This window comes from Curtobacterium sp. 320, assembly GCF_031455235.1.
Taxonomy (GTDB): domain Bacteria; phylum Actinomycetota; class Actinomycetes; order Actinomycetales; family Microbacteriaceae; genus Curtobacterium.
Genome location: NZ_JAVDSI010000008.1, coordinates 45,659 through 71,286 on the forward strand (window position 1 = coordinate 45,659; position 25,628 = coordinate 71,286).

Consider the following 25,628-nt stretch of genomic DNA (forward strand, 5'->3'; position numbering starts at 1 on the left):
GCTCCTGGTGCTGGTGGGGAGGGACGCCCGTCCACGAAGGGGGACAGCGGACGGGCGCCCCGGTCGGTCACCGGCGCTGCGCGGGCTGCGTCGGGGTGGATCCGGTCATCGGGCCGGTGAAGGAGCCCGCCTCGGCGGCGGCCAGGCCGGCGGCCGTCTCGAGCTCGTCCTCCGCCGAGAGCCGGTCGTCGCCGGCGCGCTGCGCACCCGCGGCGTCCGCACGCTCCTGCAGCGCCGAACGCTGACGGAGCGGCGGCACCCGGAAGAACCAGGTGAGGACGAAGGCGAGCAGGATCACACCGAGACCGACCCAGTAGATCGTCACGGACGAGGCGTTGAAGCCCGCCATGAACGGCCGGGTGAGCCGGCTGTCCGCACCGGTCAGGAACGACGTGTCGTTCGTGCTCATGGTGCTCGACCCGGAGCCGCTGCCGTCGGAGACCTGCTTCGCCACGGCCGGGGTGAGCTCGCCCACCCAGTAGGACCGCTGCGCCGCGTCCGACCAGTCGACGACGAGCTTGCCGTCCTGCACCGAGGCGTGGGCCTGGTCGGCTGCCGCGGCGAGGGCCTGGGCCTGCACGGCGGCCGGGGCGCTCGCGGTCGACTGCTGCACCTGGGCGGTGACATCGTCGAGCGAGGCCTGCACGTTCTGCTCGATCGGGGTGACGATCGGCGTCCAGATCTCGTCCATGACGCCCCGGTTCGCGGGCGCGGTGGCCACGGTCGGGTTCGTCGCCGCGTCGAGGGCGGAGCGCAGGTCGGTGCGGTCCGCTGTGGCGTGCAGGATGTTCGACGGCATCGCCGAGAACAGGATCGACAGCAGCACGGCCGTGCCGAGCGTGCCACCGATCTGGCGGAAGAACGTGGCGGACGAGGTGGCGACGCCCATGTCCCGGGCCTCGACCGAGCCCTGCGACGCGAGGGTGAGCGACTGCATGACCGACCCGAGCCCGAGCCCGATGAGGAACATGCCGATCATCAGGAACCAGAGCGGCTTGTCGATGCTCATGAACGTCAGGACGACGTAGCCGGAGGACACCAGCGCCGTGCCGATCACCGGGAAGATCCGGTAGCGGCCGACCCGGGCGACGATCTGGCCGCTCGTGATCGACGCGATCATGAGCCCGCCCACGAGGGGGAGCGTCGCGAAGCCGGACTCGGTCGGGGTCAGGCCGACGACGATCTGCAGGTAGAGGGGGATGGTCAGCATGGCGCCGAACATCGCGAAGCCGACCAGGAACCCGATGACCGTCGCCATCGAGAACGTGCCGGAGCGGAAGAGCTTCAGCGGGATGATCGCGGCGTCGCCCATCTTCGACTCGATGAGCAGCAGCGCGACGAGGCCGACGACGCCGATGACGTAGCAGGCGATCGCGGCGGCCGAGCCCCAGCCCCAGGTGCGGCCCTGTTCGGCCACGAGCAGGAGCGGGACGAGCGTGACGATGACGGCGGTCGCGCCCCACCAGTCGACCTTCGGCTTCGCGGTGTCGCCACCGTGCACCTTCGGCAGGTGCAGGAAGACGAGCACCATGACGAGGGCCGCGATGCCGATCGGCACGTTGATGAGGAGCACCCAGCGCCAGCCGGTGATCCACAGGATCTCGGAGGAACCGGCGAGCAGGCCGCCGATGAGCGGGCCGATCACGGACGAGATGCCGAACACGGCGAGGAAGTAGCCCTGGTACTTGGCACGTTCGCGCGGAGCGAGGATGTCGCCCATGATCGCGAGCGGCAGCGACATCAGCGCACCGGCACCGATGCCCTGCACGGCGCGGAAGCCGGCGAGCATGAGCATCGAGGTCGACATCGACGAGAGCACGGCGCCGAGGATGAACACCACGATGCCGAAGATGTAGAGCGGCCGGCGCCCGAAGATGTCGGAGAGCTTGCCGTAGATCGGCGTCGCGATGGTCGAGGTGATGAGGTACGCGGTCGTCACCCAGGCCTGCTGGTCGAGCCCGTGCAGGTCGTCACCGATCGTCCGGATCGCCGTGCCGAACACCGTCTGGCCGAGCGAGGACAGGAACATGCCCGCCATCAGCCCGTAGATCACGAGGAGGATCTGGCGGTGGGTCATCAGCGGCTGCTGGCCGGGTGCGGCGGAGTCCGTGGGGACCCCGGCTGCGCGTCGGCCGTGCTGCACCGGGACGGGTGCGGTGGCGGTCATCGAGCTCCTTGCTTCGTGCTGTGTTTCCTGCTGTGAAAGTTTGCAGACCGCGCAACGATACATCCATTGCTTCCGACAAGCAACTAAATGTGGCCGCTACGCTGTCCGGCATGACCGAGGACCGGGACGACGCCGAGCGACTGCTGCGCGCGCAGCTCGACCGGCTGTGGGTCCGGCAGACCCTGCGGTCGTCGCTCATCGAGTCGCGCGGGGGACTGGACCCCACGGCGCGTGTGGTCCTGCGGGCGGTCGACCACTTCGGAGCGGTCCGGTCGATGGCGATCGCGGACGCCACGGGGTTGTCGCGCCCGGTGATCAGCCGCCGCGTGGCGTCGCTCGTCGAGTCGGGGTACCTCGGCACCGAGCCGGACCCGGCCGACGGGCGCGCCAGCCTCGTCTCGATCGCCCCGGCCGGCCGGACGCTGCTCGACACGCTCGACGTCGCCGGCGCCGAGGTGTTCGACGACCTCACGGGGGCGTTCGCCACGGGGGAGCTGCACACCCTCGCCGGGCTCCTCGCCCGGCTCAACGACCGCGCCGACGCGGTCCTCGGGATCGGCGCCACGGACCGGCGCGACGCGTCCTGACCACGCGGCACGCGCCGAGACGTGACCGGGAGGCGGCCGGGAGGCGCGGTGCGGGCCCGCCCCGATCCTCCCGTTCGTCACTGCTCGCGCCGTATTCGAGATACCGTTTCCGCATGAGCACGGACACCGCCACCACCACTGAGACCCTCGACGACGGGCCAGTGGTGACCTTCGCCGACCTCGGCCTGAGCGATGCTGTGCTCAAGGCCGTCAAGGACATCGGCTACGAGACCCCCTCCGCCATCCAGGAGGCCACGATCCCGACCCTGCTCGAGGGGCGCGACGTCGTCGGCCTCGCGCAGACCGGAACCGGCAAGACCGCGGCGTTCGCGCTGCCGATCCTGTCCCGCATGGAGGCGGGCAGCAAGGTGCCGCAGGCGCTCGTGCTGTCGCCGACCCGCGAGCTCGCTCTGCAGGTGTGCGAGGCGTTCGAGCAGTTCGCCTCCCACATGAAGCACGTGCACGTCCTGCCCGTCTACGGCGGCCAGGCGTACGGCGTGCAGCTGTCCGCCCTGCGCCGCGGCGTGGACGTCGTCGTCGGCACGCCCGGTCGCATCATGGACCACATCGCCAAGGGCACGCTCGACCTGTCCGAGCTGAAGTACCTCGTGCTCGACGAGGCCGACGAGATGCTCAAGATGGGCTTCGCCGAGGACGTCGAGACGATCCTCGCCGAGACCCCGGACGACAAGCAGGTCGCGCTGTTCTCCGCGACGATGCCGGCCCAGATCCGCCGCATCTCGCAGCAGTACCTCACCGACCCGGCCGAGATCACGGTCAAGACGAAGACGAAGACCGCGGCGAACATCACGCAGCGGTACCTGATGGTGTCGTACCCGCAGAAGGTCGACGCGCTCACCCGCATCCTCGAGGTCGAGGACTTCGAGGGCATGATCATCTTCGTCCGCACGAAGAGCGAGACCGAGACCCTCGCCGAGAAGCTCCGCGCCCGCGGGTACGCCGCAGCGGCCATCAGCGGTGACGTCGCCCAGGCCCAGCGCGAGCGCACGGTGAACCAGCTGAAGTCCGGCAAGCTCGACATCCTCGTCGCCACCGACGTCGCCGCCCGCGGCCTCGACGTCGACCGCATCACGCACGTCGTGAACTACGACATCCCCGTCGACATCGAGTCCTACGTGCACCGCATCGGCCGCACCGGTCGCGCCGGCCGCTCGGGTGACTCGATCAGCTTCGTCACCCCGCGCGAGCGTCGCCTGCTGTCCGCGATCGAGCGGCACACCAAGCAGCCACTCACGCAGATGCAGCTGCCGACGATCGAGGACGTCAACGAGACGCGCCTCACCCGCTTCGACGACGCGATCACCGCGGCGCTCGAGCAGCAGGACCGCATCACCGCGTTCCGCGACATCATCGCCCACTACGTCGAGCACCACGACGTCCCGGCCGACGACGTCGCCGCCGCGCTGGCCGTCGTCGCGCAGGGCGAGGACCCGCTGCTGCTCGACCCGAAGGCCGACGAGCTGCGGAACCGCGTCGACCGCGACGGCCGGAGCAGCGACCGCCGCGACCGTGACGACGACCGCGGCGCCCGTGGCGACCGCGCCGACCGTGGCCCGCGCCGCTCGCAGCCGATGACGGCCTACCGCATCGAGGTCGGGCGTCGGCACCGCGTCGAGCCGCGACAGATCGTCGGGGCCCTCGCGAACGAGGGTGGTCTGCGCCGTGACGACTTCGGGGCGATCCAGATCCGCCCGGACTTCTCGATCGTCGAGCTGCCCGCCGACATGGACGCCGGGGTGCTCGACCGGCTGACGGACACCCGGATCAGCGGGAAGCTCATCGAGATCAAGCCGGACCGCCGTGGTGGTGGCGGCGGGGCACGTCGTTACGACCGCGACGACCGTGGGCCGCGTGCCGGTGGTCGGGACCGTGACGACCGCGGGCCCCGTCGGTACGACCGCGACGACCGTGCGGAGCGCAAGCCGCGTCACTGACGCGCGTATTTTTTCCGGGAGGCGCGGTGCCAGCTGGCACCGCGCCTCCCGTCGTTCCCGGGTTGCGGGATGACGCATGAGGGCCTGCACGGCCCGCACGATCCCGGCGCCGACGGGTCCGCGACGTCCGACCGGTGCTCTGATGTCCGTAGCCGTGGCGCATGGACCACGGGACGAACAGGGGAACGCACGTGTTCAGAGCCGTACTGACCGCCGCAGCCGCGGTGGCGCTCGTCATCGGGGGAGCCGCGCCGGCGACGGCCGCACCCTCGTCGGTGCCCGGCGCACCGACCTCCGTCCGCGTCACCGGAGCCGCGGACAGCGCGACCGTGACCTGGGGACTCCCGAAGTCCGGCGCGAAGGTCACCAGCTGGCGCGTCACCGTCTCGCCCGCGCAGCAGCAGCCTGACGCCGGCGTCGACCGGCTCCCGGCCAGCGCGCGGTCCGATCGGTTCGGCAACCTGACCGCGAGCACCGCGTACACGTTCTCGGTCCGTGCGGTCGGGACCCGGGGCACGGGCAAGGCCGTCTCGGTGCGGTACACCGCGCCCGGGTCGGTCCAGACCGTGCAGTCCCTGTTCGCCCTCGACGGCGCGGGCTCGGTCGTGCGGTTCCCGACCTCCGGCACGTCCGCCCCGACCACGATCGCGCCGAACGCCGCCGGCTTCACGGCGGACGACGTGGGCGACGTGTTCGTGCCGTCGGCGGACCGCACCTCGATCGTGATGTACCCGGCCGGCGGCGCCGCTGCCCGGACCGTGGCGACCGGCCTGCACCTCACGGCGGACCTCCGCTCGGACGTCGCCGGCAACCTCTACTGGGTCGACTCGGTCTCCGGTGCGATCACGAAGCTCCCGGTGTCCGGGGCAGCACCGACGGCGATCATCCCCTCGGCCGGCTCCGGCTGGGCGGTCGGACGCGACGGCACGGTCTCGGCCGTGACCTTCGGGACCCAGGGCGCCGCGACGAAGGTCGTCTCCGTGTCGCCGACGGGCGTCCGGACCACCCGGTCGATCCCCGAGACCGGCTACCGGATCTTCGCGGCGGTCATCGCGGACGGTGGCGGGAACCTCTACGTCAACTACCTCTCGACCGGCGCGTCCGGTGCGAGCGGATGGGTCCTGCTGGCGAAGGGCTCGAGCGAGCTCGTGTCGGCCGAGTCCCGGATCGGCTTCACCTACGCGGCGACGAACGGGCGGGCGCTGGTGTCCGCCAAGTCCGCCGGGTGGTGCGCTGCTCCGAGCGAGGGCAGCCCCGGCGGCTGCACCGCCGACAAGACGATCACCTCGCTGTCCTCGCGGACGGCCGACGGGACGACCACCGAGCAGACCACGAGCGGCGTGACCGCCCAGGGTCGTGGCGTGTGGATCGGTGCGGCGGACGAGGCGGGCGACCTGTTCTTCGACGTGAGCGCCGGCCCGACGACCGGCCTCTGGCGGCTGGACGCCGCAGGCGGCGTGGCGCAGCGGCTGTCCGCCGGACAGTTCTCGCGGTTGCTGGTGATCTGAGGTCGGACCCGACCAGGTGACTGACGGGAGGCGCGGTGCGGGCTCGCACCGCGCCTCCCGTCATGCAGTGCGCAGCCGGTTCAGGCGACGCCCTCGACGGTCCGTCGGCACACCTCGTCCCACGGGGTCGGCTCGATGCCGAAGTGGGCTCGGGCCGCCGAGTCGTCGACCACGTACGGGGCCGTCCACTGGTAGCTCATCTCGGCGATCTCGCGCATCATCGGTGAGACCAGCCCCATCGCGCGGAGCATGCCGGCGGGGAGACGCCGGACGGTGACCGGGGGCTTCCCCGCCGCGGCCAGCACCTCGGTGAGGGCCTGCACCTGCGACCGCGGGGCGTTGCTCGGCACCATCCAGGTGCGTCCGTGGGCGGTCTCGTCCGCCGCGGCCGCGACGAGCATCCGGGCGACGTCGAGCACGTCCGTGAAGGTGTGCGGCAGGTCGGTCCGGCCGATCATCGACACCGCCTTCCCCTGCAGCGCTGCCGGCAGGACGCGGGTGATGTGGCCGTTCTCGCCGATGCCGGCGCCGACGTAGTCCGAGGCGCGGGCCTCGACGGCACGCACCCGGCCCGCTTCGTGCGCCGTGCGTGCGTCGGCCCAGAGCCGTGCCCGCAGGATGCCCTTGTGGTCGGTCGCGGCGTCCGGCAGGGTCTCGCGCATCGGTCCGTCGACGGGTCCGTAGGGGTAGAGGTTCCCGGTGATGGCGTACACCGCGCCGGTCCGCTCGGCGGCGGTGAGCAGCGCGGTCGCGAGCGGCGGCCAGGTCTGCTCCCACTGCGTGTAGTTGCCGGGGTTGGCGCAGTTGTAGAGGGCAGCGGCCCCCTCGGTCGCCCGGGTGAGCGCGTCGGCGTCCGAGGCGTCCAGGGTGAGGTGCTCGACGCCGGAGACACCCGTGTCCCGGCCGGATCGGGTGGCGACGGTGACCCGCTCGCCCCGTTCCGCGAGGAGTGTGGCGACGTGACGGCCCACCGGACCGGCACCGATGACGACGTGGTGCTGCGACATGGCTTCCTGCTTTCGTCTGTTTGCGAGAGCACCGCTCTCGGTTCTCAGCATGCACAAGCCGTCGCCGAATTGCAAGAGCAGTGCTCTTGATTGTGTGCAGTGCTCTCTCGTGTCATGGTGGAGGCATGACGGACAAGGCGCCCACCGCACGATCCCTCGCACGCGAGACCGTGCGGGCCGGCATCCTCGCCGCTGCCCGTGTCCGGCTCACCGAGGAGGGGCCGTCGCAACTGAGCCTCCGCGCCGTCGCCCGAGACGTCGGGATGGTGTCGTCCGCCGTCTACCGGTACTTCCCGAGCCGCGACGACTTGCTCACGGCGCTCCTCATCGCCGACTACGACGAGCTCGGCGGTGCGGTCGAGGCAGCCGAGGCGGCAGCGGGACCGGCACCCGGGGCTCGGTGGGTCGCGGTGTGCCGGGCGATCCGGACGTGGTCGATCGCGCACCCGGGGGACTTCGCGCTCCTGTTCGGCTCGCCGGTGCCCGGGTACGTCGCGCCGCGGTCGACCGTGGACCCGGCGTCGCGGACGACGCTCACGATCGTGCGGGTGGTCGCGGACGCGGTGGCGGACCCGGGGTACCGCGCACCGCTCCCGGCCGGATCGGGTCCGGGGCTCGTGGCTGCGGCGGTCGCGGACGGGGTGGCGTCCCTGCGGGCGTTCGGCACCGAGCTGCCGGAGGAGGTCCTCGTCCGCACGCTGATGGCCTGGACGACGGTGTTCGGCACGGTGTCGTTCGAGTTGTTCGGGCACTTCGTCGGTTCGGTGTCGGACGGTGCGGCGTACTTCGACGAGGTCGTCGCACGGCTGGCCGAGGGACTCGGGTTCGTCGCCGAGTTCGACTGACGGGGTCGCGCTGCGGGCTGCGTCGTCCGTCGGTCGCGGGTCGCGTCGTCCGTCGACCGCGTCCTGTTGTCCCCAGAGCGGGGTGCCGGTCTGACAGAGGGCCCGTTCCTGCGGTAGACAGGTCGTGGGCCCCGGTCGTACCCGACGACTGAGCCCACGCTCGGGACGGCACACCTGGAGTCTCCCCGGACGGACCACCACCCTCGGGCGCGCGCCGCGGCCGGGGGCCGACGGATCAGGGAGGCTCGCTTGCGACGCAGCACGTTCGGCGACGCCGTCGTCGGGGGCACCCGGTGACCGCGCTCGACGTCAGCCGGCAGGACCGCCGCCGTCTCACGACCGGGACACCCCGGAAGCGCCTCGTCGCCGTCCGGACCGTCGCCCTGCTCGCCTCGATCGCCGGCGTGAACTACATCGTCTGGCGCTGGGCCGCCTCGGTGAACTGGCACTCGTGGTGGATCGCCGTCCCGCTGATCCTCGCCGAGACGTACAGCGTGATCGACTCGCTGCTCTTCGCGTTCGGCGCCTGGCGGCTCCGTGAACGCGGGGAACCGCCGGCCCCGCCGCAGGACCCCGTGACCGTCGACGTCTTCATCACGACGTACAACGAGCCCGTCGACCTCGTCGTCCGCACCGCGACGGCGGCGAAGGCGATCACTCACCCGCACACCACGTGGATCCTCGACGACGGCAACCGTCCGGAGATGCGCGCCGCCGCCGAGTCGCTCGGGATCGGCGTGATCACCCGGGGCGCCGACTGGATCGACCGGCCGCGGCACGCCAAGGCGGGGAACCTCAACAACGCCCTGCTCGCGACCCAGGGGGAGTTCCTCCTCATCCTCGACGCCGACCAGGTCCCGGAACCGTCGATCCTCGACCGCACGCTCGGGTACTTCAAGGACTCGCGGATGGCGCTCGTACAGACGCCGCAGTGGTTCGAGAACGTGCCCGAAGCCGACCTGCTCGGTAGCCAGGCGCCCCTGTTCTACGGGCCGATCCAGCAGTCGAAGGACGGGTGGAACGCCGCGTTCTTCTGCGGGTCGAACGCGATCCTCCGGCGCGAGGCGCTCATGCAGCTCGGGGTCACCCGGTACGTGCGCGAGGTCGAGGCGTCGGTCGCGCGGACGATCAAGACCTCCCGGAAGCTCCTCGCCCGTGCACGCGAGACGGAGACCGACCCGCGGGTGCTCGGGGCGCTCGACGAGGCCGAGGCCGTGGTCGACCGCGCCCGCGACCAGGTCCAGCGGGGCGAGCCGCTCGGCGACGTCACCTACGACTTCCAACGGGGCATCGACACGATCTCCTACCGGTTCGCCGCGTCCGACCTCGAATCGGTCCGCAACGACCTGCAGGAGCTCGCGGCGATGTCGACCGACGCGAACACCTTCGCGGGGCTCGACGACGCGGCGCTCGACGTCCTCGGCCGCCGCGATGCCTCACCCGTCGCCGCGATCGAGTCCATCGCCGTGCTCACCCGGGCGCTCGACGTCAACCGTGACGACGAAGCCCAGCCGATCATGCCCCTGGCGACGATCTCGGTGACCGAGGACATGGCGACCGCCATGCGCCTGCACGGCCTCGGCTGGAAGTCGGCCTACCACGACGAGATCCTGGCGAAGGGCCTCGCACCCGAGGACCTGCCGACCATGCTCGTGCAGCGGCTCCGCTGGGCGCAGGGCACCATGCAGGTCTTCTTCCGCGAGAACCCGCTCGTGCAGAAGGGCTTGTCGTGGGGGCAGCGGCTCATGTACTTCTCGACGATGTGGAGCTACCTGTCCGGCTTCGCCGCGATCGTCTACATCGCGGCCCCGGTGCTCTGCCTGTCCTTCGGTGTGGTGCCGGTCCAGGCGTACAGCGTCGACTTCTTCGTCCGGCTCATCCCGTTCCTCGTCCTCAACCAGGTGCTCTTCTGGGTGGTGGCGGCCGGCAGACCGACGTGGCGCGGGCAGCAGTACTCGCTGGCGTTGTTCCCGGTCTGGATCGAGTCCGTCACGAGTGCGTTCGAGAACGTGTTCCGGGGCAAGCCGCTGGGCTTCCGGGTCACCCCGAAGGTCCGTGACGAGTCCGAGCAGAAGCCGCGGTGGGACCTCGTGAAGCCCCAGCTCATCGCGATGGGGGCCCTGGTGGCGGCGCTGATCCTGATCGGCATCCGCTACCTGACCGGCCAGGCGTCCGGCATCGCGCCGCTCGTGAACACCGCGTGGGTCGTGTTCGACCTGTTCATCTTCAGCATCGTCATCCGGGCCGTGCTCTACCGAGGACCGGGCACGGCGCAGTCCGAGCACGAGTCGAGCACGGCCGGGGGACCCCTGTGAGCCCGGCGCGGGTCGAGTTCGACGTCCCGGCGGTGCCGGCGTCCCTCGACGAGGTGCAGGACCGCTTCGCCGCGTGGTGGGACACCCTCGGCATCGACGACGTCCGGCTCCGCTTCGGTCTCGAGACCGCCCTCGCCGAGATCGCCGCGAACATCGTCGAGCACACCCGACGCGCCGACCAGGAAGCCGGCCGGCGCTACACCGTGGAACTCGACGCGACCGACCACGAGCTCGTCGCCGTGCTCACCGACAACGGGCTGCCGGTCGACATCGACCTCGCTGCCGTGACGATGGTCGACGCCGACGAGGAGAGCGGTCGAGGCCTCGCGCTCGCGATCGCCGCGCTCGACCGGCTCGAGCACCGACACGAGGGCGGTCACAACGTCTGGACCCTGGTGTGCGCACGGTGAGCCGGACCGCTGCGCGGCTCGTCGCGTTCCTGGTGGTGCTCGCGACGTTCGCCCTGGGCGGCGCGCTGCCGGCGTCAGCGGTGCAGGCGGCCGCGACGAGCGGTGCGTCGATCGCGCCGTCCGACGGGAAGACGTGGTTCGGACCGGACATCGACTGGGGCGATGACGCTCCGGCCGGGTACGCGGGACGACTCGGCGCGACACCGTCGATGTACGGCGTGGAGATCCAGTACCCGCTCGACCGCAGCGCCCGCAAGGAGTTCCTCCGGGCCACCCGTGCTGCGGCGACGCAGGGCGCCGTCCTCGTGGTGAGCCTCGAGCCCGACCAGTCGCTCCGGTCCCTCACCGCGGCCGACGCCCGCGCGGCGAACGCCCTGCTGGAAGAGGTCCACCGCCAGTACGACACCCAGGTGCTCGTCCGGTTCGCCCCGCAGATGAACGGCACGTGGGTGCGGTGGGGGCAGCAGCCGACGCAGTTCGTCACGGCCTTCCGGGCGCTCGCGACCGCGGTCCACGGCGGCAGCTCGGACGCGCTCATGGTGTGGTCCCCGTCCTACGGTGCGGGCTACCCCTTCGGCGAGTCCGCCGGCCGGCTGCAGGACCTCTCCGCGACCGACGTCTCGAAGCTCGACACGAACGGCGACGGACAGCTCACCGCGGCCGACGACCCCTACGAGCCGTACTGGCCCGGGGACTCCTCGGTCGACTGGGTCGGGCTGTCGATGCTGTACTTCGGCAAGGGCAAGGCGACCGAGGCAGCCGGCCGGGACGTCCCGCTCACCCGGAACGACGTCCCCGAGGCCGGTGAGGTCACCGCTCGCTTCGACGAGACCTGGGGCTACGAGCAGCGACAGCAGGGGAGCTTCTACGAGCGCTTCGCCGTGGCCGACGACCGGCCGATGCTGCTCGACACCGGGGCGCTGTACGACCACTCGCTCCGGGGCGCCGACGAACTCCCGGTGAAGCAGGGCTGGTGGCGACAGGTGATCGCCGCAGTGCAGGACCGCCCGTTGATCCGCGGCGTGACGTTCCTCGAGACGAACCGCCGCGAACCCGAGGCCGGCAACCGCGTGGCCGACTGGCGCGACACCGCCGTGCCCGGCATCGCCGGCTCGTTCCGCACCGACCTCGAGCGCGCGGGCGACTTCGTGTTCGGACCCGTGACGGACGAGGTCACGCCACGGGACGGTGCCGCGGCGACCGACCAGCAGTACGACACCGGCGGCGACCAGATGGCCTGGATCGTCTGGTGTGCCGTCGGCCTCGCGGTCGTGTTCCTGCTGAGCGGCCTGTTCGGTCGGCTGCTGCCGAGCTGGCGCTACCCCGACGACGGCAAGCCCGGGCGCGACCTGCGGCTCGACCTGTTCCGCGGGTTCATCATCCTCGCCGTGGTGATCACCCACATCGAGATCGGCGGACCGTACTCGTACATCACGCTGCACGCCGTCGGCGCGATCACCGGCGCGGAGATGTTCGTGTTCCTGTCCGGCATGGTCCTCGGCATGACCTACCCGTTCGCCATCAAGAAGTTCGGCGAGTGGGCGGCCGCCATCGGGGCGTGGAAACGTGCGCGGAAGCAGTACCTCGTCACGCTCGGGGTGATCCTCGTCGTCTTCGCGCTGAGCTTCGTGCCCTTCTTGAACACCGACGCGATCACCACCTTCACCGACCGGGGGACCGGCACCGGGGGAGTCGGCGCCGAGGGGCGCGTCTACGACCTCTACCCGAACGCGATGCAGCTGCTGGCGTACCCGCCGCCCTGGTACGCGATCCGGCAGTTCCTGCTGCTCGAGATGGGCCCGTGGCCGTTCAACATCATGGGCCTCTTCGTGGTGCTGAGTCTGTTCATCCCGGCGTTCATGTGGGTGATCCGCCGCGGGTTCTGGTGGGCCCTGCTCATCGTCAGCTGGGCGCTCTACGTCTACCAGGCGCTCAACCCGGAGTTCCGGCCGCTGAACTCCCAGTTCGAGGCCGTCTTCCCGCTCCTCACCTGGCAGGTCGTGTTCACCCACGGACTCGTGCTCGGGTACTACCGCCGGCAGATCATCGGCGCACTGACCGGTCGCCTCGGCAAGGTCCTCGTCGGGGTCGGCATCGGCGGGTACGCGCTGTTCCTGGTCTACGTCTGGGCGGGCGACCACTTCGGCTTCACGCCCGTGCCGTTCCCGGCGACGATGTACGACCAGCTGTACAACACCGCCTACCAGCGCGTCGACCTGCAGTGGGGGCGCTTGCTCGACATCGCCTTCTTCGCGATCGTGTCGTACGCGATCCTCACCGTGTTCTGGAAGCCGATCGCGAAGGCCATCGGATGGCTGTGGATCCCGATCGGACAGGCGAGTCTCTACGTGTTCGTCTGGCAGGTGTTCTTCGCGCTGGCGATCGCGTCGATCCCGGGTGTCGACTGGGGCAACGGCTGGATCGGCTTCGCGACCCACACCCTGCTCATCCTGCTGGCCTGGTACATGGTGCGGAAGCGGTTCCTGTTCTCGGTGATCCCGCGCTGACGCGCTGCGGGACGGACAGGAGGCCCGGGGCGGGCCCGCACCGCGCCTCCGGTCCGTCAGCTGGTCGCGGTGCGCCCCGACGAACCACGAGAGCGATGGTCGCGCCCGTCGCCGGGGACGAAGGTGCGCGGTCGTCGATCGCTAGGGTCAGGGGATGGTCAGTGTGAGCGACGAAGCGCCCGACGAAACCGAACGGCGCCTCCGCGGCGTCATCGCCGCAGCCGAGTTCTCGGTGCTGGACGGCGTCTGGGCCTTCCGAGAGTCGCCGATCGACCAGCCGCCGGAGCTCAGGCGCGAGATCCTCGCCGTCGTCCGGGACGAGGATTCGTGGTCCTGGCTCGCTCCGGCCGATGCGTCGGCACCGGAGGGGTTCGCGCTCTTCTCGTTCCACTTCCCCGCGGACGTGGACAACAGTGGTTTCGTCGGCTGGCTCGCCAGTGAGCTCAAACGCCGACTCGGCACCGGTGTCTTCGTCGTCTGCGGTCAGAACAGCGCGCGCGGCGGCGTCTACGACTACTGGGGTTGTCCTGCCCACCTCCGCACGGAAGCCCTCGGCGTCATCACGGGTCTCCGCCGAGGGCGGTAGCCACCGGATCCGTGGCGCTCAGTCTGCTGGCATGGTGCACGGTGCGGGTGCGGTGACCCCGCGCTGACACGCCGTGGGACGAACGGGAGGCGCGGTGCGGGCCCATCGGGTGGACCGTGAAGGTGTTCACGCTGGTTCAGTCCGGCCCGGCCGTCCTCCGGGCGAGCGCGCGGGCGAGCTGCCGGGCGGATGAGAACCCGGAACGCAGTGCACGTTCGGTGGTGGTGAGTCTCTCGACCACTTCGAGCTGTCGCGCTTCGGCGAGTCGGCGGCGCTCGATCTCCCGACGTGGGGAAGCCCCCATCTGCTTGAAGGTGTCCCGAAGCGTCGACTGCGACACCGCGAGCTCCCTGGCCAGACGCTCGACGGTGAAGGCGGGGTCCCGGAACCCGGTCTCGATCGCTGCCTGCGCGGCCATGAACAGGCCGTCCCGGAGCTGACCGATGTCCTTCGAACGTCGCGGTGCACTTTCCTCGAGGGTGGCGGCGAGGAGGTTCTCGAACGAGAGGGTCAGATGCCGGCGCGCGGCGATCGTCGGCGGGGGAGGGGCCTGCAGGAGGCTGTTCGTCATGGTCATCAGCGTCTGGATGGCAGCGCCGGTGGTCGGGAGCGGCTCACCGTACTGGAAGCGGCCCTTCCCCGGCTGGAGGAACGTGGGCTCGAGGTACCAGACGTAGCGCGAGGTCCGCGTGACGGTGCGGGCGGTGGTCGGTGCTTCCCCGCTGAGCAAGATGAGGGTGCCGGGATCGGTCGGGATCACGGTGCCGTCCACGTCGAACTCGAACCCGCCGTCCATCGTCAGCACGAGGTAGGTGCGAGCCGGTGCGGTGGTGAGCGTGTAGCCAGCGGAACGGGACCAGGCATGTCCGACGCCGAAGTACGGATGCGAGAGCGTCTCGGCCACGAGCGTCGGGTCGATCACACCTCGGGGGTGCCATCCGAAGTCATCGCAGCGCTCCGCGGCGGCCAGGCCCATCGCAGGTTCGGTTCCCACGGTTCACTACCTTGCCGCATGTCCGCACAAGGGTCGAGCCCCATGGGGACGTTGCCATCCCAGCTGTGTCCCCCTTTCGGAGCGCATGGTGACGGCGGCACGAACCACTTTCGACGGGACAAGAGCCACTTTCGCCGACGTTCGCGGTCTTGTGTGTGGCGGCCGTGAATCTGACCGAAAACTGAGCGTGCGGCACAGCTGCCGCCGCCCCCGGCCGACCCTCGGCGGGCGTGGACCACAGCATTGGGGATCAGGTTGAAACTGCACTGGCCAAGAGGACGGACCTCCTCCGTCGATTCGGATCGTGCGCGCGTGATGGCGCCGCTGTCATCGCGGCGTCTGCGCGTCGCCGCCGGAGTCGGAGCGCTCGCGCTGACGGCATCCGTGCTCGGAGGGGCGGTCGCGCTCACCGGGTCGTCATCGGCCGACGCTGCACCCGGCAACCCGGGCACCCCGTCGGCGGGGACGACCGTGTACGCGGAGGACTTCCAGAACGTCCCGGACTCCGACACCGTGCAAGGGCTGGAGGACTACACCGGTGCGACCGGGCAGAAGTACACCGCTGACGACGCGTGGCTGACGAACTGCAACGGCCTGATCGCCTCGCAGTCGCAGTCGCCCACCAATGCCGACGCCGTCGCGGCGTGTGTGAACGCCTCGAACGGTGCGAACGGGCAGCTCAACTGGAACAGCACGCAGCAGTTGTCCTACGCGCTCGGTGTGCACACGGGCCAGAGCGCGGCCGAGGCGCAGGGCAACTACGCCGACTCGGCGTACACCGCAGCCAGCCCCGGAGCCGGTCTGACCGAGTTCCAGACCGCGACGAACATCCCGTTCCAGGCGAGCGACCGCTTCATCACGTTCAGCGTCGACGTCGCGGCGATCAACTGCGCATCGGCGGCGCACCCGCTGTTGCAGTTCCAGCTGCTCAACAGCCTCGGCGCGGCGAGCGACGTCGGGGACCAGATCGACGCATGCACCTCGACGAAGACCGTCGACGTGCCCACGTTCGGGGCCGCGACGGCTCGGCCGGTCAACGTCGGAACGTACGCGTCGAACGGAGCGCAGCTGTTCACCGGCAACTCGATCGGCGTCCGGATGATCAACAACCAGGGCTCCGGGAACGGGAACGACCACGCGATCGACAACATCAAGATCCTCGATGTGACCCCGCAGCTGGACAAGTCGTTCAGCCCCGCGCTCACGCGCACCGGCACGACATCGACGCTGACCTTCACGGTGACGAACACCAGTGAGCTCGCGTCGAAGAGCGGTTGGTCCTTCACCGACGACCTCCCCGCCGGCCTCGCGGTAGCGCCCGGTGCGACCGGCGGAACCTGTGACGCGACGACCACGGCGAGCGGTTCGAACATCTCGATCACGAACGGGAACCTCGACGCGGGCGAGGCGTCCTGCACGATCACGGTACCGGTGACGGCGGCCGCCGCCGGCACGTACGACAACTGCCCGACGGTCAACGTCACCACGGTCGGTCTCAACGAGCCGGCGTGCGCGTCGGTGACGTTCGCGGACCCGTCGTTCACCGTCACGAAGACCTCCGACAAGCAGGTCGCCGCCCACGGTGACGGGATCACCTACACGCTCGTCGTGACGAACACCGGCGACGTCGCGTACACCGACGACGCTCCTGCCGCGCTGACGGACGACCTGTCGGACGTCCTCGACGACGCCACCTACGACGACGACGCCACCGAGGGCGCCACCGTCGACGGGGACACGCTCGCGTGGTCCGGGGCACTCGCCGTCGGGCAGACGAAGACCATCACGTACTCCGTCACCGTCAACGCCACGAAGACGGGCGACGACGTCATCGCGAACCGCGTCACCGGCGGCACGAACTGCACGACCGCGGACCCGTGCGAGGTGACGACACTCGTGCACTCGTTCACGTTCGCGAAGACGTCCGATCGCGTCGTGACGACCCCGGGCGGCACGGTCGAGTACACCGTGACGGTGACGAACACCGGCACGGCCCCCTACACCGCGGGCGCCCCGGCGTCGTTCCAGGACGACATGTCCGGTGTCCTCGACGATGCGACGTACAACGGCGACGCGTCCGAAGGTGCGACCCTGACCGGGCAGACCCTGTCCTGGTCCGGCCCGCTCGCGGTCGGCCAGTCGAAGGACATCACGTACTCGGTGACGGTCGACGACCCGGTCAGCGGGGACGGCACGCTCGTCAACGCGGTCACGACGGATGACCCCACGGGTTCCTGCACGAGCGACGGCAGTTGCACGACCACCACGAACGTGGGTACCTACACCGTCACCAAGTCCGTCGACAGGACGGCGGCAGCCGAGGGCGACACGGTGACCTGGACGGTGACGGTCCGGAACACCGGGACGGCCGCGTACACGACGGACTCACCTGCGACGTTCACCGATGACATGTCCGACGTCCTCGACGACGCGACCTACAACCAGGACGCGACGAACGGAGCCACGTTCGCGGGGAAGACGCTGTCGTGGTCCGGGCCGCTCGCGGTCGGGCAGACGCTCGCCGTGACGTACTCCGCGACCGTCGACACGCCGGACACGGGCGACCGGAACCTCCACAACGTCGTGACCTCCGACGGCTGCCGAACCGCCACGAGCTGCGCGACGGACACCCCGATCGACCCGGCACCGCCGGCAGCCTCGGGGGGCACCCCGCCCGGGCTCGCGTTCACCGGTACGGAGCTGGTCGTGCCCGGAGCGGCGCTCGCGCTGCTGCTGCTCGCTCTCGGTGGGGCGGGGCTGTACCAAGGCCGTCGCAGCCGCCGGGCAGCGGGGTCGGAGCGCGCCTGACTCGTGCACGGTCCGGCCGTCGCCCGGCCGGACCGTGCACCACCATCAGGGGGCGCCTGATCCGCGATCCGATCCCCGAGTCGCAGGTCCAGGCCGGATGCTGTTCTCGGTGACCCCGCGCTGACGCGCCGTGGGACGGACGGGAGGCGCGGTGCGGGCCGGCACCGCGCCTCCCGTCCGCCCACTGGTCGCGGTGCGTCCGTCAGCCTCCTGCCGGTCCCGGGTTCAGTGCGGGACGGCGGGGTGGTCCTGGTCGTGACCGTCCCACAGGTCGCCGCACTCGACGGGTTCCGCGCCCGACGACGCGAGCCACGGCCCGGCGCCGTGCGCGGGATCGTGGGACAGCGCGGCGACCAGCGCGGCGCGGTGCTCCGAGCCGACGACCACCGGGTGTCCCGGTACGCCGTGGTGGACCGCACGGCGGAGCGCCGTCGGGTGGCCACCGCCGCCGATCACCCGCCGGACGGCCGACGCGGGGAGGCCGGGCAGGTCGACGAGGGAGACGCACGCCGTCGCCGGACCGGTGACGGCCGCGAGCCCGACGGCGAGCGACGCGCCCGGACCCGCTGCCCAGTCGTCCGCGACGACGACGGTGACCCCGTCCACGGCGGGCACGAGCGCCCGCGCCCGGTTGGCGGCGGCGCCGAGGACGACGACGACCCGGTCGCAGCCGCCCACCAGGAGCGCGTCGACGCCGAGGTGCAGCCAGGGGGTGCCGTCCGGCTCGGCGACCAGCGCCTTCGGCCGCCCCATCCGCGTCCCCGCACCGGCGGCGAGCAGCACGCCCACCACGTCGGTCACACGAACGCCGGCACCGACGTCCACGCGGCTGGGGCCTCGGCGACGCCGTCGCGCACGACGGTGCCGGAGATGAGGCCGTAGGGCCGGTCGGCGGCGAAGAACACCTCGCCGGGGTTGTCCAGGCCGAACGGTGCGAGGTCGACCAGGAAGTGGTGCTTGTTCGGCATCGAGAACCGCACCTCGGCGATCTCCGGGAACGCCTCGATCGCCGAGCGGCCCATCGCGAACAGGGTCTGCTGCAGCGCCAGAGAGTGCAGCTCGGCGAAGGTCGCGAGCATCCGGTCGAGGACGCCCGCGTACACGGCGTCGTAGTCGATGCCCGCCGCCACCGCCTCGGGCGTGTAGCGCCAGCGGGCCGTCACCGAGGTCGCGAGGATCCGGTCGTCGGTCTCGGCGAGCGTCGTGTACCCGTCGCGCGGGAACCCGTGGAACTCGCTGCCCGTCGACTTCAGGACCGTCAGGTCGGTGACCCCGGCGAGCACGTGCACGTCGTCGCCGTCGACCTGCACCACGGCCGTGCGGGTTCCGCGGCCGGCCCGGACGAACGAGTGGTCGTGCTCCCGGCCGTCGACGACGATCCGCTCCCACGTGTACTGCTCGGCGGACAGGGTGGAGCCGTCGTACCAGTCGAAGGCGGTGCTGAAGTGCCGGCCGAGTCGCAGGAGGAACTCCTCCGGCGTGCCCACCCCGTGCTCCTTCGCGAAGGCGTAGACCGTGTTCTTCTGCGTGTCCGTGGCGACGACCTTGGCGTTGTCGCCCTCGGTGTACGAGTCGGCGAGCGCCGCACCGCGCAACTGCGTCGTGACGGTCAGGTCCTCGATCTCGTGCCGGTCGGTGTCGCGCGTCACCCGGACGAGCCGGACCTCGGCCTTGCCGTACTGGTTCGCACCGAGGTGGACGGTCGTGGTGGTGGGGACTGGCTGGACGTCGGTGATCTCCATGGAGGCGACGATGACACCCGCGTGTTTCGGCGGTGGGTCGAACAGGTCACGAGCTCCGTCAGCGGCCACGGCCCGGTCGTGACGCAGCCGTCGAACGCCCGTAACCACACGGAAACACCCGTTCCATAGCGTTGCCGCCACGACGCACCCGATCGAGGAGGGCCCCGTGGCGCACACATCCGCACCCCGGCGGTCCTCGGCGTGGAACCGCGGGATGATCGCGCACGGACGACGGTCCGACGGCGCCACCGACACCCGTCCCACCATCCCGATCGGACCCTGCAATGGACCTCGTCTCCGTCCGCACCGTGCGGACACCGTCGCACCGCGACGACCTCTCCTTCGGTCCCGGTGAGCATCCCCTCGCCGGTGGCACCTGGCTGTACTCGGAGGAGCAGCCGGGCCTGACCGGGCTCGTCGACCTCACTGCGCTGGGGTGGCGCGACACCGAGCGCAGCGCCGGAGGGCTCCGGATCGCCGCGACGTGCACGATCGCGTCGCTGCTGCGCGTGGCGCCCGAGGACGACTGGCGTGCCTGGCCGCTCGTCGACCGGTGTGCCAACGCGTTGCTGGCGTCGTTCAAGGTGTGGAACCAGGCGACGGTCGGCGGCAACGTCGCGGTCGCCCTGCCGGCTGGGGCGATCACCGCGCTGCTCGTGACGCTCGACGCGATCGCGGAGGTCTGGACGCCGGACGGCGGGGAGCGCCGGGTTCCGGTGGCGGACCTGGTCACCGGGCCGCGGACGACCGACCTCGCGCCGGGTGAGGTCATCCGGGCGTTCGACGTGCCACGAGCGGCCCTCGTGGCACGCACCGGGTTCCGCCGGGTGTCCCTCAGCCCGCACGGCCGGACCGGTGCACTCGTCACGGCGCGGTGGTCGGCGTCGGGCTTCGTCCTCGTCGTGACCGGGGCGACCCCGCGGCCACTCGTGCTCCGTCACGCCGGGGTCCCGACCGCCGCGGAGGTCGACGCACGGCTCGAGGCACACGACGCCTGGTACGACGACCCGCACGGATCCCCGGACTGGCGGCGCGCGGTGAGCCGGCGGTTCGCGGCGGAGCTCGTCGCCGAGGCGCTCGGGACGACGGGCGGTGCGGCATGAGGTTCGAGGTCGACGGCGTGACGGTGGACGCCGAACCGCAGCCCGGTCAGGTCCTCCGCACCCTGCTCCGCGAGCACGGGGTGACGTCCGTGAAGAAGGGCTGCGACGCGGGCGACTGCGGTGCGTGCTCGGTGCTCGTCGACGGTGTGCCGGTCCACTCCTGCATCACGCCGGCGCACCGGATGGCGGGGCGTGCCGTCACCACGGCGGCCGGGCTCGGCACGCCGGAGGACCCGCACCCCGTGCAGCGCGCGTTCGCCGAGGCGCCGGGCTTCCAGTGCGGCTTCTGCACCGCCGGGTACGTCGTCACGGCCTCCACGCTCGACGAGGACGCGCTTGCTGACCGGCACCGCGCGTTGAAGGGCAACCTCTGCCGGTGCACCGGGTACCGGGCGATCGAGGACGCCCTGGACGGCGTCGCGAACACGGCGTGCGCGGCGGCCGGTCAGGCGATCGGCACGTCGGTCGCCGCTCCGGCCGCGATGGCGATCGTGACCGGACGCGAGGAGTACACGCTCGACGTGCGGCGGACCGAGGGGCTGCTGCACCTCGCGGTCCTCGGCAGCCCGCACCCGCACGCCCGCATCGTGTCGATCGACACGGCGGAGGCCGAAGCCCTCCCGGGTGTGCACGCCGTCCTCACCCACCACGACGACCCCGGCGTGCTGTTCTCCACCGGTCGGCACGAGTCCCGCCTGGACGACCCGGACGACACCCGGGTGCTCGACCGGGTGCTCCGTTTCCGTGGGCAGCGCGTGGCCGCCGTCGTCGCGGACAGCGTCCGGATCGCCGAGCAGGCCTGCGCCCTCGTGCGGGTGCGCTACGAGGTGCTGCCGAGCGTGCACGACCCGGACGCGGCCCGTGCCGCCGGTGCTCCGCTCCTGCACGGCGACAAGACGACCGAGGAGCACCGGATCGCCGAGCCGGGCCGCAACGTGGTCGCCGCCCTGCACGGCGAGACGGGCGACGTCGACGGAGCCCTGGCGACGGCCGCGGCCACCGTCGAGGGCACCTGGACGACGGGCCGAGTCTCGCACGCCGCGCTCGAGACCCACGCGACCCGCGGGTCCGTCGACCGGGACGGGCGGCTCGTGCTCCGGACCGCGACGCAGGTCCCGTTCCTGGTGCGGGACGAGATCGCGCACGTGTTCGGCCTCGACCCGAGCCGAGTCCGTGTCATCGCGAAGCGCGTCGGCGGTGGGTTCGGCGGGAAGCAGGAGTTGCTGACCGAGGACCTGGTCACCCTCGCGGTGCTGCGGACCGGTCGCGCGGTGCAGTACGAGTTCAGTCGGCGAGACGAGTTCACGATCGCCCCGACCCGGCACCCGATGCGCGTGCGGGTCCGGCTCAGTGCCGACGCTGAGGGGCACCTGACGGCACTGCACGTCGACCAGACCATGGACACCGGCGCGTACGGCAACCACGGGATCGGTGTCATGTTCCATTCCGTCAGCGAGTCCGTCGCCGTCTACCGGTGCCCGTCGAAGCGTGTGGACGCGGAGTCCGTGTACACGAACAACCTGCCGTCCGGGGCGTTCCGCGGGTACGGGCTCGGCCAGGTCGTCTTCGCGATCGAGTCCGCCATGGACGAGCTCGCCCGGGAGCTCCGCATCGACCCGCTCGACCTGCGGCGGCGGAACGTCGTGGTCCCCGGAGACCCCCTGGTGGTCACGGACCCGGACGAGCAGGACGACCTGCGCTGGGAGGGCAGCTACGGACTCGACCAGTGCATCGACCTGGTGGCGGACGCCCTCCGCGCACCGGTGCCCGAGGTCCCCCGGATGGACGGTCCGCCGCTGGACGACTCGGGCGACTGGGCGTTCGGCACCGGGGTCGCCCTCGCGGCGATCGCCACGATGCCGCCGCGTGGGCACCACGCGCACGTGTCGGTCGAGGCCACGGCGGAGGGCCGGTACCGCATCGGCGTCGGCACGGCCGAGTTCGGCAACGGGACGACGACGGTGCACACGCAGCTCGTCGCCACCGCCCTCGGCACCACCACGGACCGGGTCGACGTGCACCAGTCGGACACCGACGCCGCCCGGCACGACACCGGGGCGTTCGGGTCCGCCGGGGTCGTCGTCGCCGGCAAGGCGCTGTACGCCGCGGCGCAGGCACTGCGGGAGGACATGACCGGGCGTGCCCTCGGGATCGTCGCCGCCCGGACGCCCCGGACCGCGTCGGGTCCGCTCGGGCCGGCGGTCTCGATCGGGCCGGACGGCGTCCGCGTCGGGGAGGAGCTCGTCGGGCACGCCGAGTTGCTCGCCGACGGCCCGCTCGTCGCGCACGGCAGCCACGACGGCACGCCACGGTCGCTCGCGTTCACCGTGCACGGCGCCCGGGTGGCGGTGCACCGGCCGACGGGTGAGGTCCGCGTGCTGCACAGCGTGCAGGCGGTGGACGCCGGCACCGTCCTGAACCCGGAACAGCTCCGCGGCCAGGTGGAGGGCGGCGCCGCGCAGGCGATCGGCTCGGCGCTGTACGAGGAGGTCGTGCTGGACGAGACCGGTCGGGTGACGACCGACGCGTTCCGGGCGTACCGGGTGCCGAAGATCTCCGACGTGCCCCGCACCGAGGTGCGCTTCGCCGACACGCACGACCCGCTCGGCCCCCTCGGCGCGAAGTCGATGAGCGAGGCGCCGTACAACCCGGTCGCGCCGGCCGTCGCGAACGCGGTGCGCGACGCCGTCGGCGTCCGCCCCCACCGGCTGCCGATGACGCGCGACCGGGTCTGGGCGATGCTCCAGGACGCGACCGACGACGGGGGTGCGTGATGTTCGAACTGGCACCGCGCCTCCTGGCCGCCCTCGACGCGGGGGACCCCGTGGTCGTCGCGACGGCCGTCGCGATGACGGGCAGCGCGCCGACCGGCGTCGGCTCGTCGATGGCCGTCCTGCCCGGCGGTCAGGTCGTCGGCACCATCTCCGGCGGGTGCGTCGAGGGTGCGCTGTTCGACACGGCGGAACAGGTCCTCGAGACCGGCGAGGCGGTGCTCGAACGCTTCGGGTTCGACGACGACCCGGACGACGTCGACGCGATGTGGGCACCCGCGCTCCGCTGCGGCGGTCGCGTCGAGGTCCTGGTCCGTCGCGTCAGTCCCGACGACGTCGACGTCGTGGACGCGCTCCGGCGCGCGGCGTCCGGGGTGCCGACGTCGCTCGGCCTCTCGCTCGACCCGGCGACGCTCGGCGCGGTCGTGCACGTCCCCGACGGCTGCGGCGGCCGGCTCTTCGTGGAGCGGGCCGACGTGCGGCCGCGGTGCATCGTGGTGGGCGCGGTGGAGTTCGCCGTGGCCCTGACGAACACGGCGGCGGTGCTCGGCTACGCCGTGACGGTCGTCGACCCGCGGCCGGTGTTCCTGACCGACGAGCGCTTCCCGGCCGCCGACGAACGCATCGTGGGCTGGCCGACGCGTGTGGTCGAGGCGTTGCCGGTGGACGCGACCACCGCCGTCGTGGTGCTCTCGCACGACGACCGGTTCGACGCCGCCGTGGTCGACTCGGCGCTCCGACGGGGTGCCGGGTACGTCGGGGCGATGGGCTCCCGCACGACGAACGCACGTCGGATGGCGGAGCTGCGGGCGCTCGGGACGCCGGACACCGACCGGCTGCGGTCCCCGATCGGGCTCGACATCGGTGCGACGACGCCGGCGGAGATGGCGGTCGCGATCATGGCCGAGGTGATCGCGGTCCGGACGGGCGCCGGCGGCGGTGCGCTCGTCGACGGCGCCGGTCCCATCCACCGCCGGGCGGTGTCCGCGAGCTGAGCCGGCGGCGCACGATCGGGTCAGGCGACGGCGGGTGTCCGGGCCAGTCGTTCGGCGAGCCGCGCGGCGATCTCCCGCTCGTCCGCCGCGACGAGCTCCCCGTCGCGCACCACCACGCGCCCACCCACGACGACGTGTCGGGGCCGCCGCCCGGGGGCGGCCCAGAGGAGTCCCGCGACGGGGTCGGCGACTCCCGCGTCCGCCACCCCGGAGACGTCCCACACGCACAGGTCGCCCGCGCTCCCGGCGCCGAGGTGCCCGAGCTCCGGGCGCCCGAGCCCCGCCGCGGAACCCTCCGTCGCCGCGCCGAGCACGTGCCGCGCCGGCAGCTGAGGCCCGACGAGCGCCGACACCTGCATGGCGAGCCGGGCGTCCGCGAGCAGGTGTCCGGCATCGTTGCTGCCGCCGCCGCTCGTGCCGAGGCCGACCGGGACCCCGGCCGCGGCGAGCCGTGCGACGGGAGCGATGCCCCAGCCCATCGGCACGTCGCACCCGGGTGCGTGCGTGGCGGTGACGCCCGCTGCCGCGAGCCGGGCGATCTCGTCGTCGGTGACGTCGCAGAGGTGCGCGATCGTGACGTCCGGCGCGAGCCACCCCCATTCCTCGAGCAGGTCGAGCGGACGACGGCCGTAGCGCTCGAGCGCGATCGCGGTGTCGACCTGTTCGTTGGCCTGGGTCCGCCGGCGGAGTCCGTGTCGCGCCGCCACCTCGCCGAGCGCGCGGAAGGTCGCCTCGCCGTCGGAGTGCACGCCGGCCGGACCGACGGCGACCTGGAGCCCGCCGTCCGGGTCCACGCCGCCGACGGCGTCGTCGTGCAGCAGTCGTGACGCGATCGCGTCCGCCGAGGCCGCCGCGCGGTCCGGGTCGTCCCGTGCCGAGCCGCGGACGAAGACGACCCGACCGCCGAGGCCGCGGACCGCGCCCACGGTGGCCGCGGCGAGCGCGACGGTGTCGTCCGTGGTCGCCTTCGCGGGCCAGTTCAGGTGGTGGTCGGCGATCGTCGTGACGCCGGACAGGAGGCCCTCCGCGGCTCCGGCGGACGCCGCCAGTGCGTACAGTTCGGGGTCGTGCCCCACCCGTCCGTACGCCGCGGCCATGGTCGGGAGCCAGTCCGCCATCGGCACGCCGCGGGTCCCGGGCAGGGTGCGGAACGCGGTCTGGAGGAGGTGGTGGTGCGCGTTGACGAGGCCGGCCGTGACGACGCACCCGGACGCGTCGAGGGTGGTGGCGAGGCCGCTGCCGTCGTCGACGACGACGTCGCCCTCCCGTTCGGTCCGGGGGTCGACGAGGACGCGGAGGGCACCGGTGACGGTCAGCATGGTGGTGTT

General features: G+C 71.9%; 18 protein-coding genes. 12 read left to right on the plus strand and 6 right to left on the minus strand.

Features of this window, described 5'->3' with window-relative positions; all coding sequences use genetic code 11:
* Positions 1–67: 67 nt before the first annotated feature.
* On the minus strand, positions 68–2,167 hold the full coding sequence (locus J2X60_RS12025) for an MDR family MFS transporter (RefSeq protein ID WP_309887740.1): 2,100 nt from the start codon (positions 2,165–2,167) through the stop codon (positions 68–70).
* Positions 2,168–2,277: 110 nt separating this feature from the next.
* Between J2X60_RS12025 and J2X60_RS12030 the strand changes: the two genes are divergently transcribed.
* From J2X60_RS12030 to J2X60_RS12040, 3 genes are all read left to right on the plus strand, one after another.
* On the plus strand, positions 2,278–2,754 hold the full coding sequence (locus J2X60_RS12030; protein ID WP_309887741.1) for a MarR family transcriptional regulator: 477 nt from the start codon (positions 2,278–2,280) through the stop codon (positions 2,752–2,754).
* A 113-nt stretch (positions 2,755–2,867) separates the two neighbouring features.
* Entirely contained in the window at positions 2,868–4,709 is a 1,842-nt protein-coding gene (locus tag J2X60_RS12035; RefSeq protein ID WP_071303103.1) for a DEAD/DEAH box helicase, read from the plus strand.
* A gap of 191 nt (positions 4,710–4,900) precedes the next feature.
* The gene (locus tag J2X60_RS12040) at positions 4,901–6,217 is read left to right on the plus strand and encodes a fibronectin type III domain-containing protein (protein ID WP_229087022.1); all 1,317 of its coding nucleotides are present in this window, start codon (positions 4,901–4,903) and stop codon (positions 6,215–6,217) included.
* Between the two features lie 80 nt (positions 6,218–6,297).
* Here the strand turns inward: J2X60_RS12040 and J2X60_RS12045 are convergent, their stop codons facing one another.
* Positions 6,298–7,224 (minus strand): NAD-dependent epimerase/dehydratase family protein, encoded by a 927-nt coding sequence (locus J2X60_RS12045; RefSeq protein WP_309887744.1) that lies wholly within the window; start codon positions 7,222–7,224, stop codon positions 6,298–6,300.
* Between the two features lie 125 nt (positions 7,225–7,349).
* On the opposite strand from J2X60_RS12045, the gene J2X60_RS12050 reads away from it, so the two are divergent.
* The 5 genes from J2X60_RS12050 (at position 7,350) to J2X60_RS12070 (ending at position 13,887) form a co-directional block, all read left to right on the plus strand.
* Positions 7,350–8,069, plus strand: coding sequence for a TetR/AcrR family transcriptional regulator (locus tag J2X60_RS12050; RefSeq protein ID WP_071295306.1), 720 nt, complete (start codon positions 7,350–7,352; stop codon positions 8,067–8,069).
* A 293-nt stretch (positions 8,070–8,362) separates the two neighbouring features.
* The gene (locus tag J2X60_RS12055; RefSeq protein ID WP_396127793.1) at positions 8,363–10,384 is read left to right on the plus strand and encodes a glycosyltransferase; all 2,022 of its coding nucleotides are present in this window, start codon (positions 8,363–8,365) and stop codon (positions 10,382–10,384) included.
* Positions 10,381–10,794: an ATP-binding protein gene (locus tag J2X60_RS12060; RefSeq protein ID WP_309887746.1), complete on the plus strand. Its 414-nt coding sequence runs from the start codon at positions 10,381–10,383 to the stop codon at positions 10,792–10,794. Before J2X60_RS12055 ends, J2X60_RS12060 begins: the two co-directional genes overlap by 4 nt.
* Positions 10,791–13,301 (plus strand): OpgC domain-containing protein, encoded by a 2,511-nt coding sequence (opgC, locus tag J2X60_RS12065; RefSeq protein ID WP_309887749.1) that lies wholly within the window; start codon positions 10,791–10,793, stop codon positions 13,299–13,301. The genes J2X60_RS12060 and opgC overlap by 4 nt, the downstream gene beginning before the upstream one ends.
* Before the next feature lie 154 nt (positions 13,302–13,455).
* Entirely contained in the window at positions 13,456–13,887 is a 432-nt protein-coding gene (locus J2X60_RS12070) for a DUF6196 family protein (protein ID WP_309887752.1), read from the plus strand.
* 136 nt (positions 13,888–14,023) lie between these two features.
* Here J2X60_RS12070 and J2X60_RS12075 read toward each other — a convergent pair whose 3' ends face one another.
* Positions 14,024–14,881, minus strand: coding sequence for a helix-turn-helix domain-containing protein (locus tag J2X60_RS12075; protein ID WP_309887754.1), 858 nt, complete (start codon positions 14,879–14,881; stop codon positions 14,024–14,026).
* A gap of 315 nt (positions 14,882–15,196) precedes the next feature.
* Between J2X60_RS12075 and J2X60_RS12080 the strand changes: the two genes are divergently transcribed.
* Positions 15,197–17,689 carry a hypothetical protein gene (locus J2X60_RS12080; RefSeq protein WP_309887944.1) on the plus strand — a complete coding sequence of 831 codons (2,493 nt, stop codon included), beginning with the start codon at positions 15,197–15,199 and terminating at the stop codon, positions 17,687–17,689.
* 225 nt (positions 17,690–17,914) lie between these two features.
* On the opposite strand, the gene J2X60_RS12085 is transcribed toward J2X60_RS12080, so the two are convergent.
* Both J2X60_RS12085 and pucL read right to left on the minus strand, forming a co-directional pair.
* Positions 17,915–18,490 (minus strand): NTP transferase domain-containing protein, encoded by a 576-nt coding sequence (locus J2X60_RS12085; protein ID WP_309887756.1) that lies wholly within the window; start codon positions 18,488–18,490, stop codon positions 17,915–17,917.
* On the minus strand, positions 18,487–19,431 hold the full coding sequence (gene pucL, locus J2X60_RS12090) for a factor-independent urate hydroxylase (protein ID WP_309887758.1): 945 nt from the start codon (positions 19,429–19,431) through the stop codon (positions 18,487–18,489). Before pucL ends, J2X60_RS12085 begins: the two co-directional genes overlap by 4 nt.
* Positions 19,432–19,715: 284 nt before the next feature.
* On the opposite strand from pucL, the gene J2X60_RS12095 reads away from it, so the two are divergent.
* From J2X60_RS12095 to J2X60_RS12105, 3 genes are read left to right on the plus strand one after another with little or no spacing between them, the layout of a single operon-like run.
* Positions 19,716–20,534: an FAD binding domain-containing protein gene (locus J2X60_RS12095; RefSeq protein WP_309778761.1), complete on the plus strand. Its 819-nt coding sequence runs from the start codon at positions 19,716–19,718 to the stop codon at positions 20,532–20,534.
* Positions 20,531–23,308, plus strand: a complete 2,778-nt coding sequence (locus J2X60_RS12100; RefSeq protein WP_309887761.1) for a molybdopterin cofactor-binding domain-containing protein — start codon at positions 20,531–20,533, stop codon at positions 23,306–23,308. The genes J2X60_RS12095 and J2X60_RS12100 overlap by 4 nt, the downstream gene beginning before the upstream one ends.
* Positions 23,308–24,300: an XdhC family protein gene (locus J2X60_RS12105; RefSeq protein ID WP_309780409.1), complete on the plus strand. Its 993-nt coding sequence runs from the start codon at positions 23,308–23,310 to the stop codon at positions 24,298–24,300. Before J2X60_RS12100 ends, J2X60_RS12105 begins: the two co-directional genes overlap by 1 nt.
* A gap of 20 nt (positions 24,301–24,320) precedes the next feature.
* Here the strand turns inward: J2X60_RS12105 and J2X60_RS12110 are convergent, their stop codons facing one another.
* Positions 24,321–25,619: an amidohydrolase family protein gene (locus tag J2X60_RS12110; RefSeq protein WP_309887763.1), complete on the minus strand. Its 1,299-nt coding sequence runs from the start codon at positions 25,617–25,619 to the stop codon at positions 24,321–24,323.
* Positions 25,620–25,628: the final 9 nt, after the last annotated feature.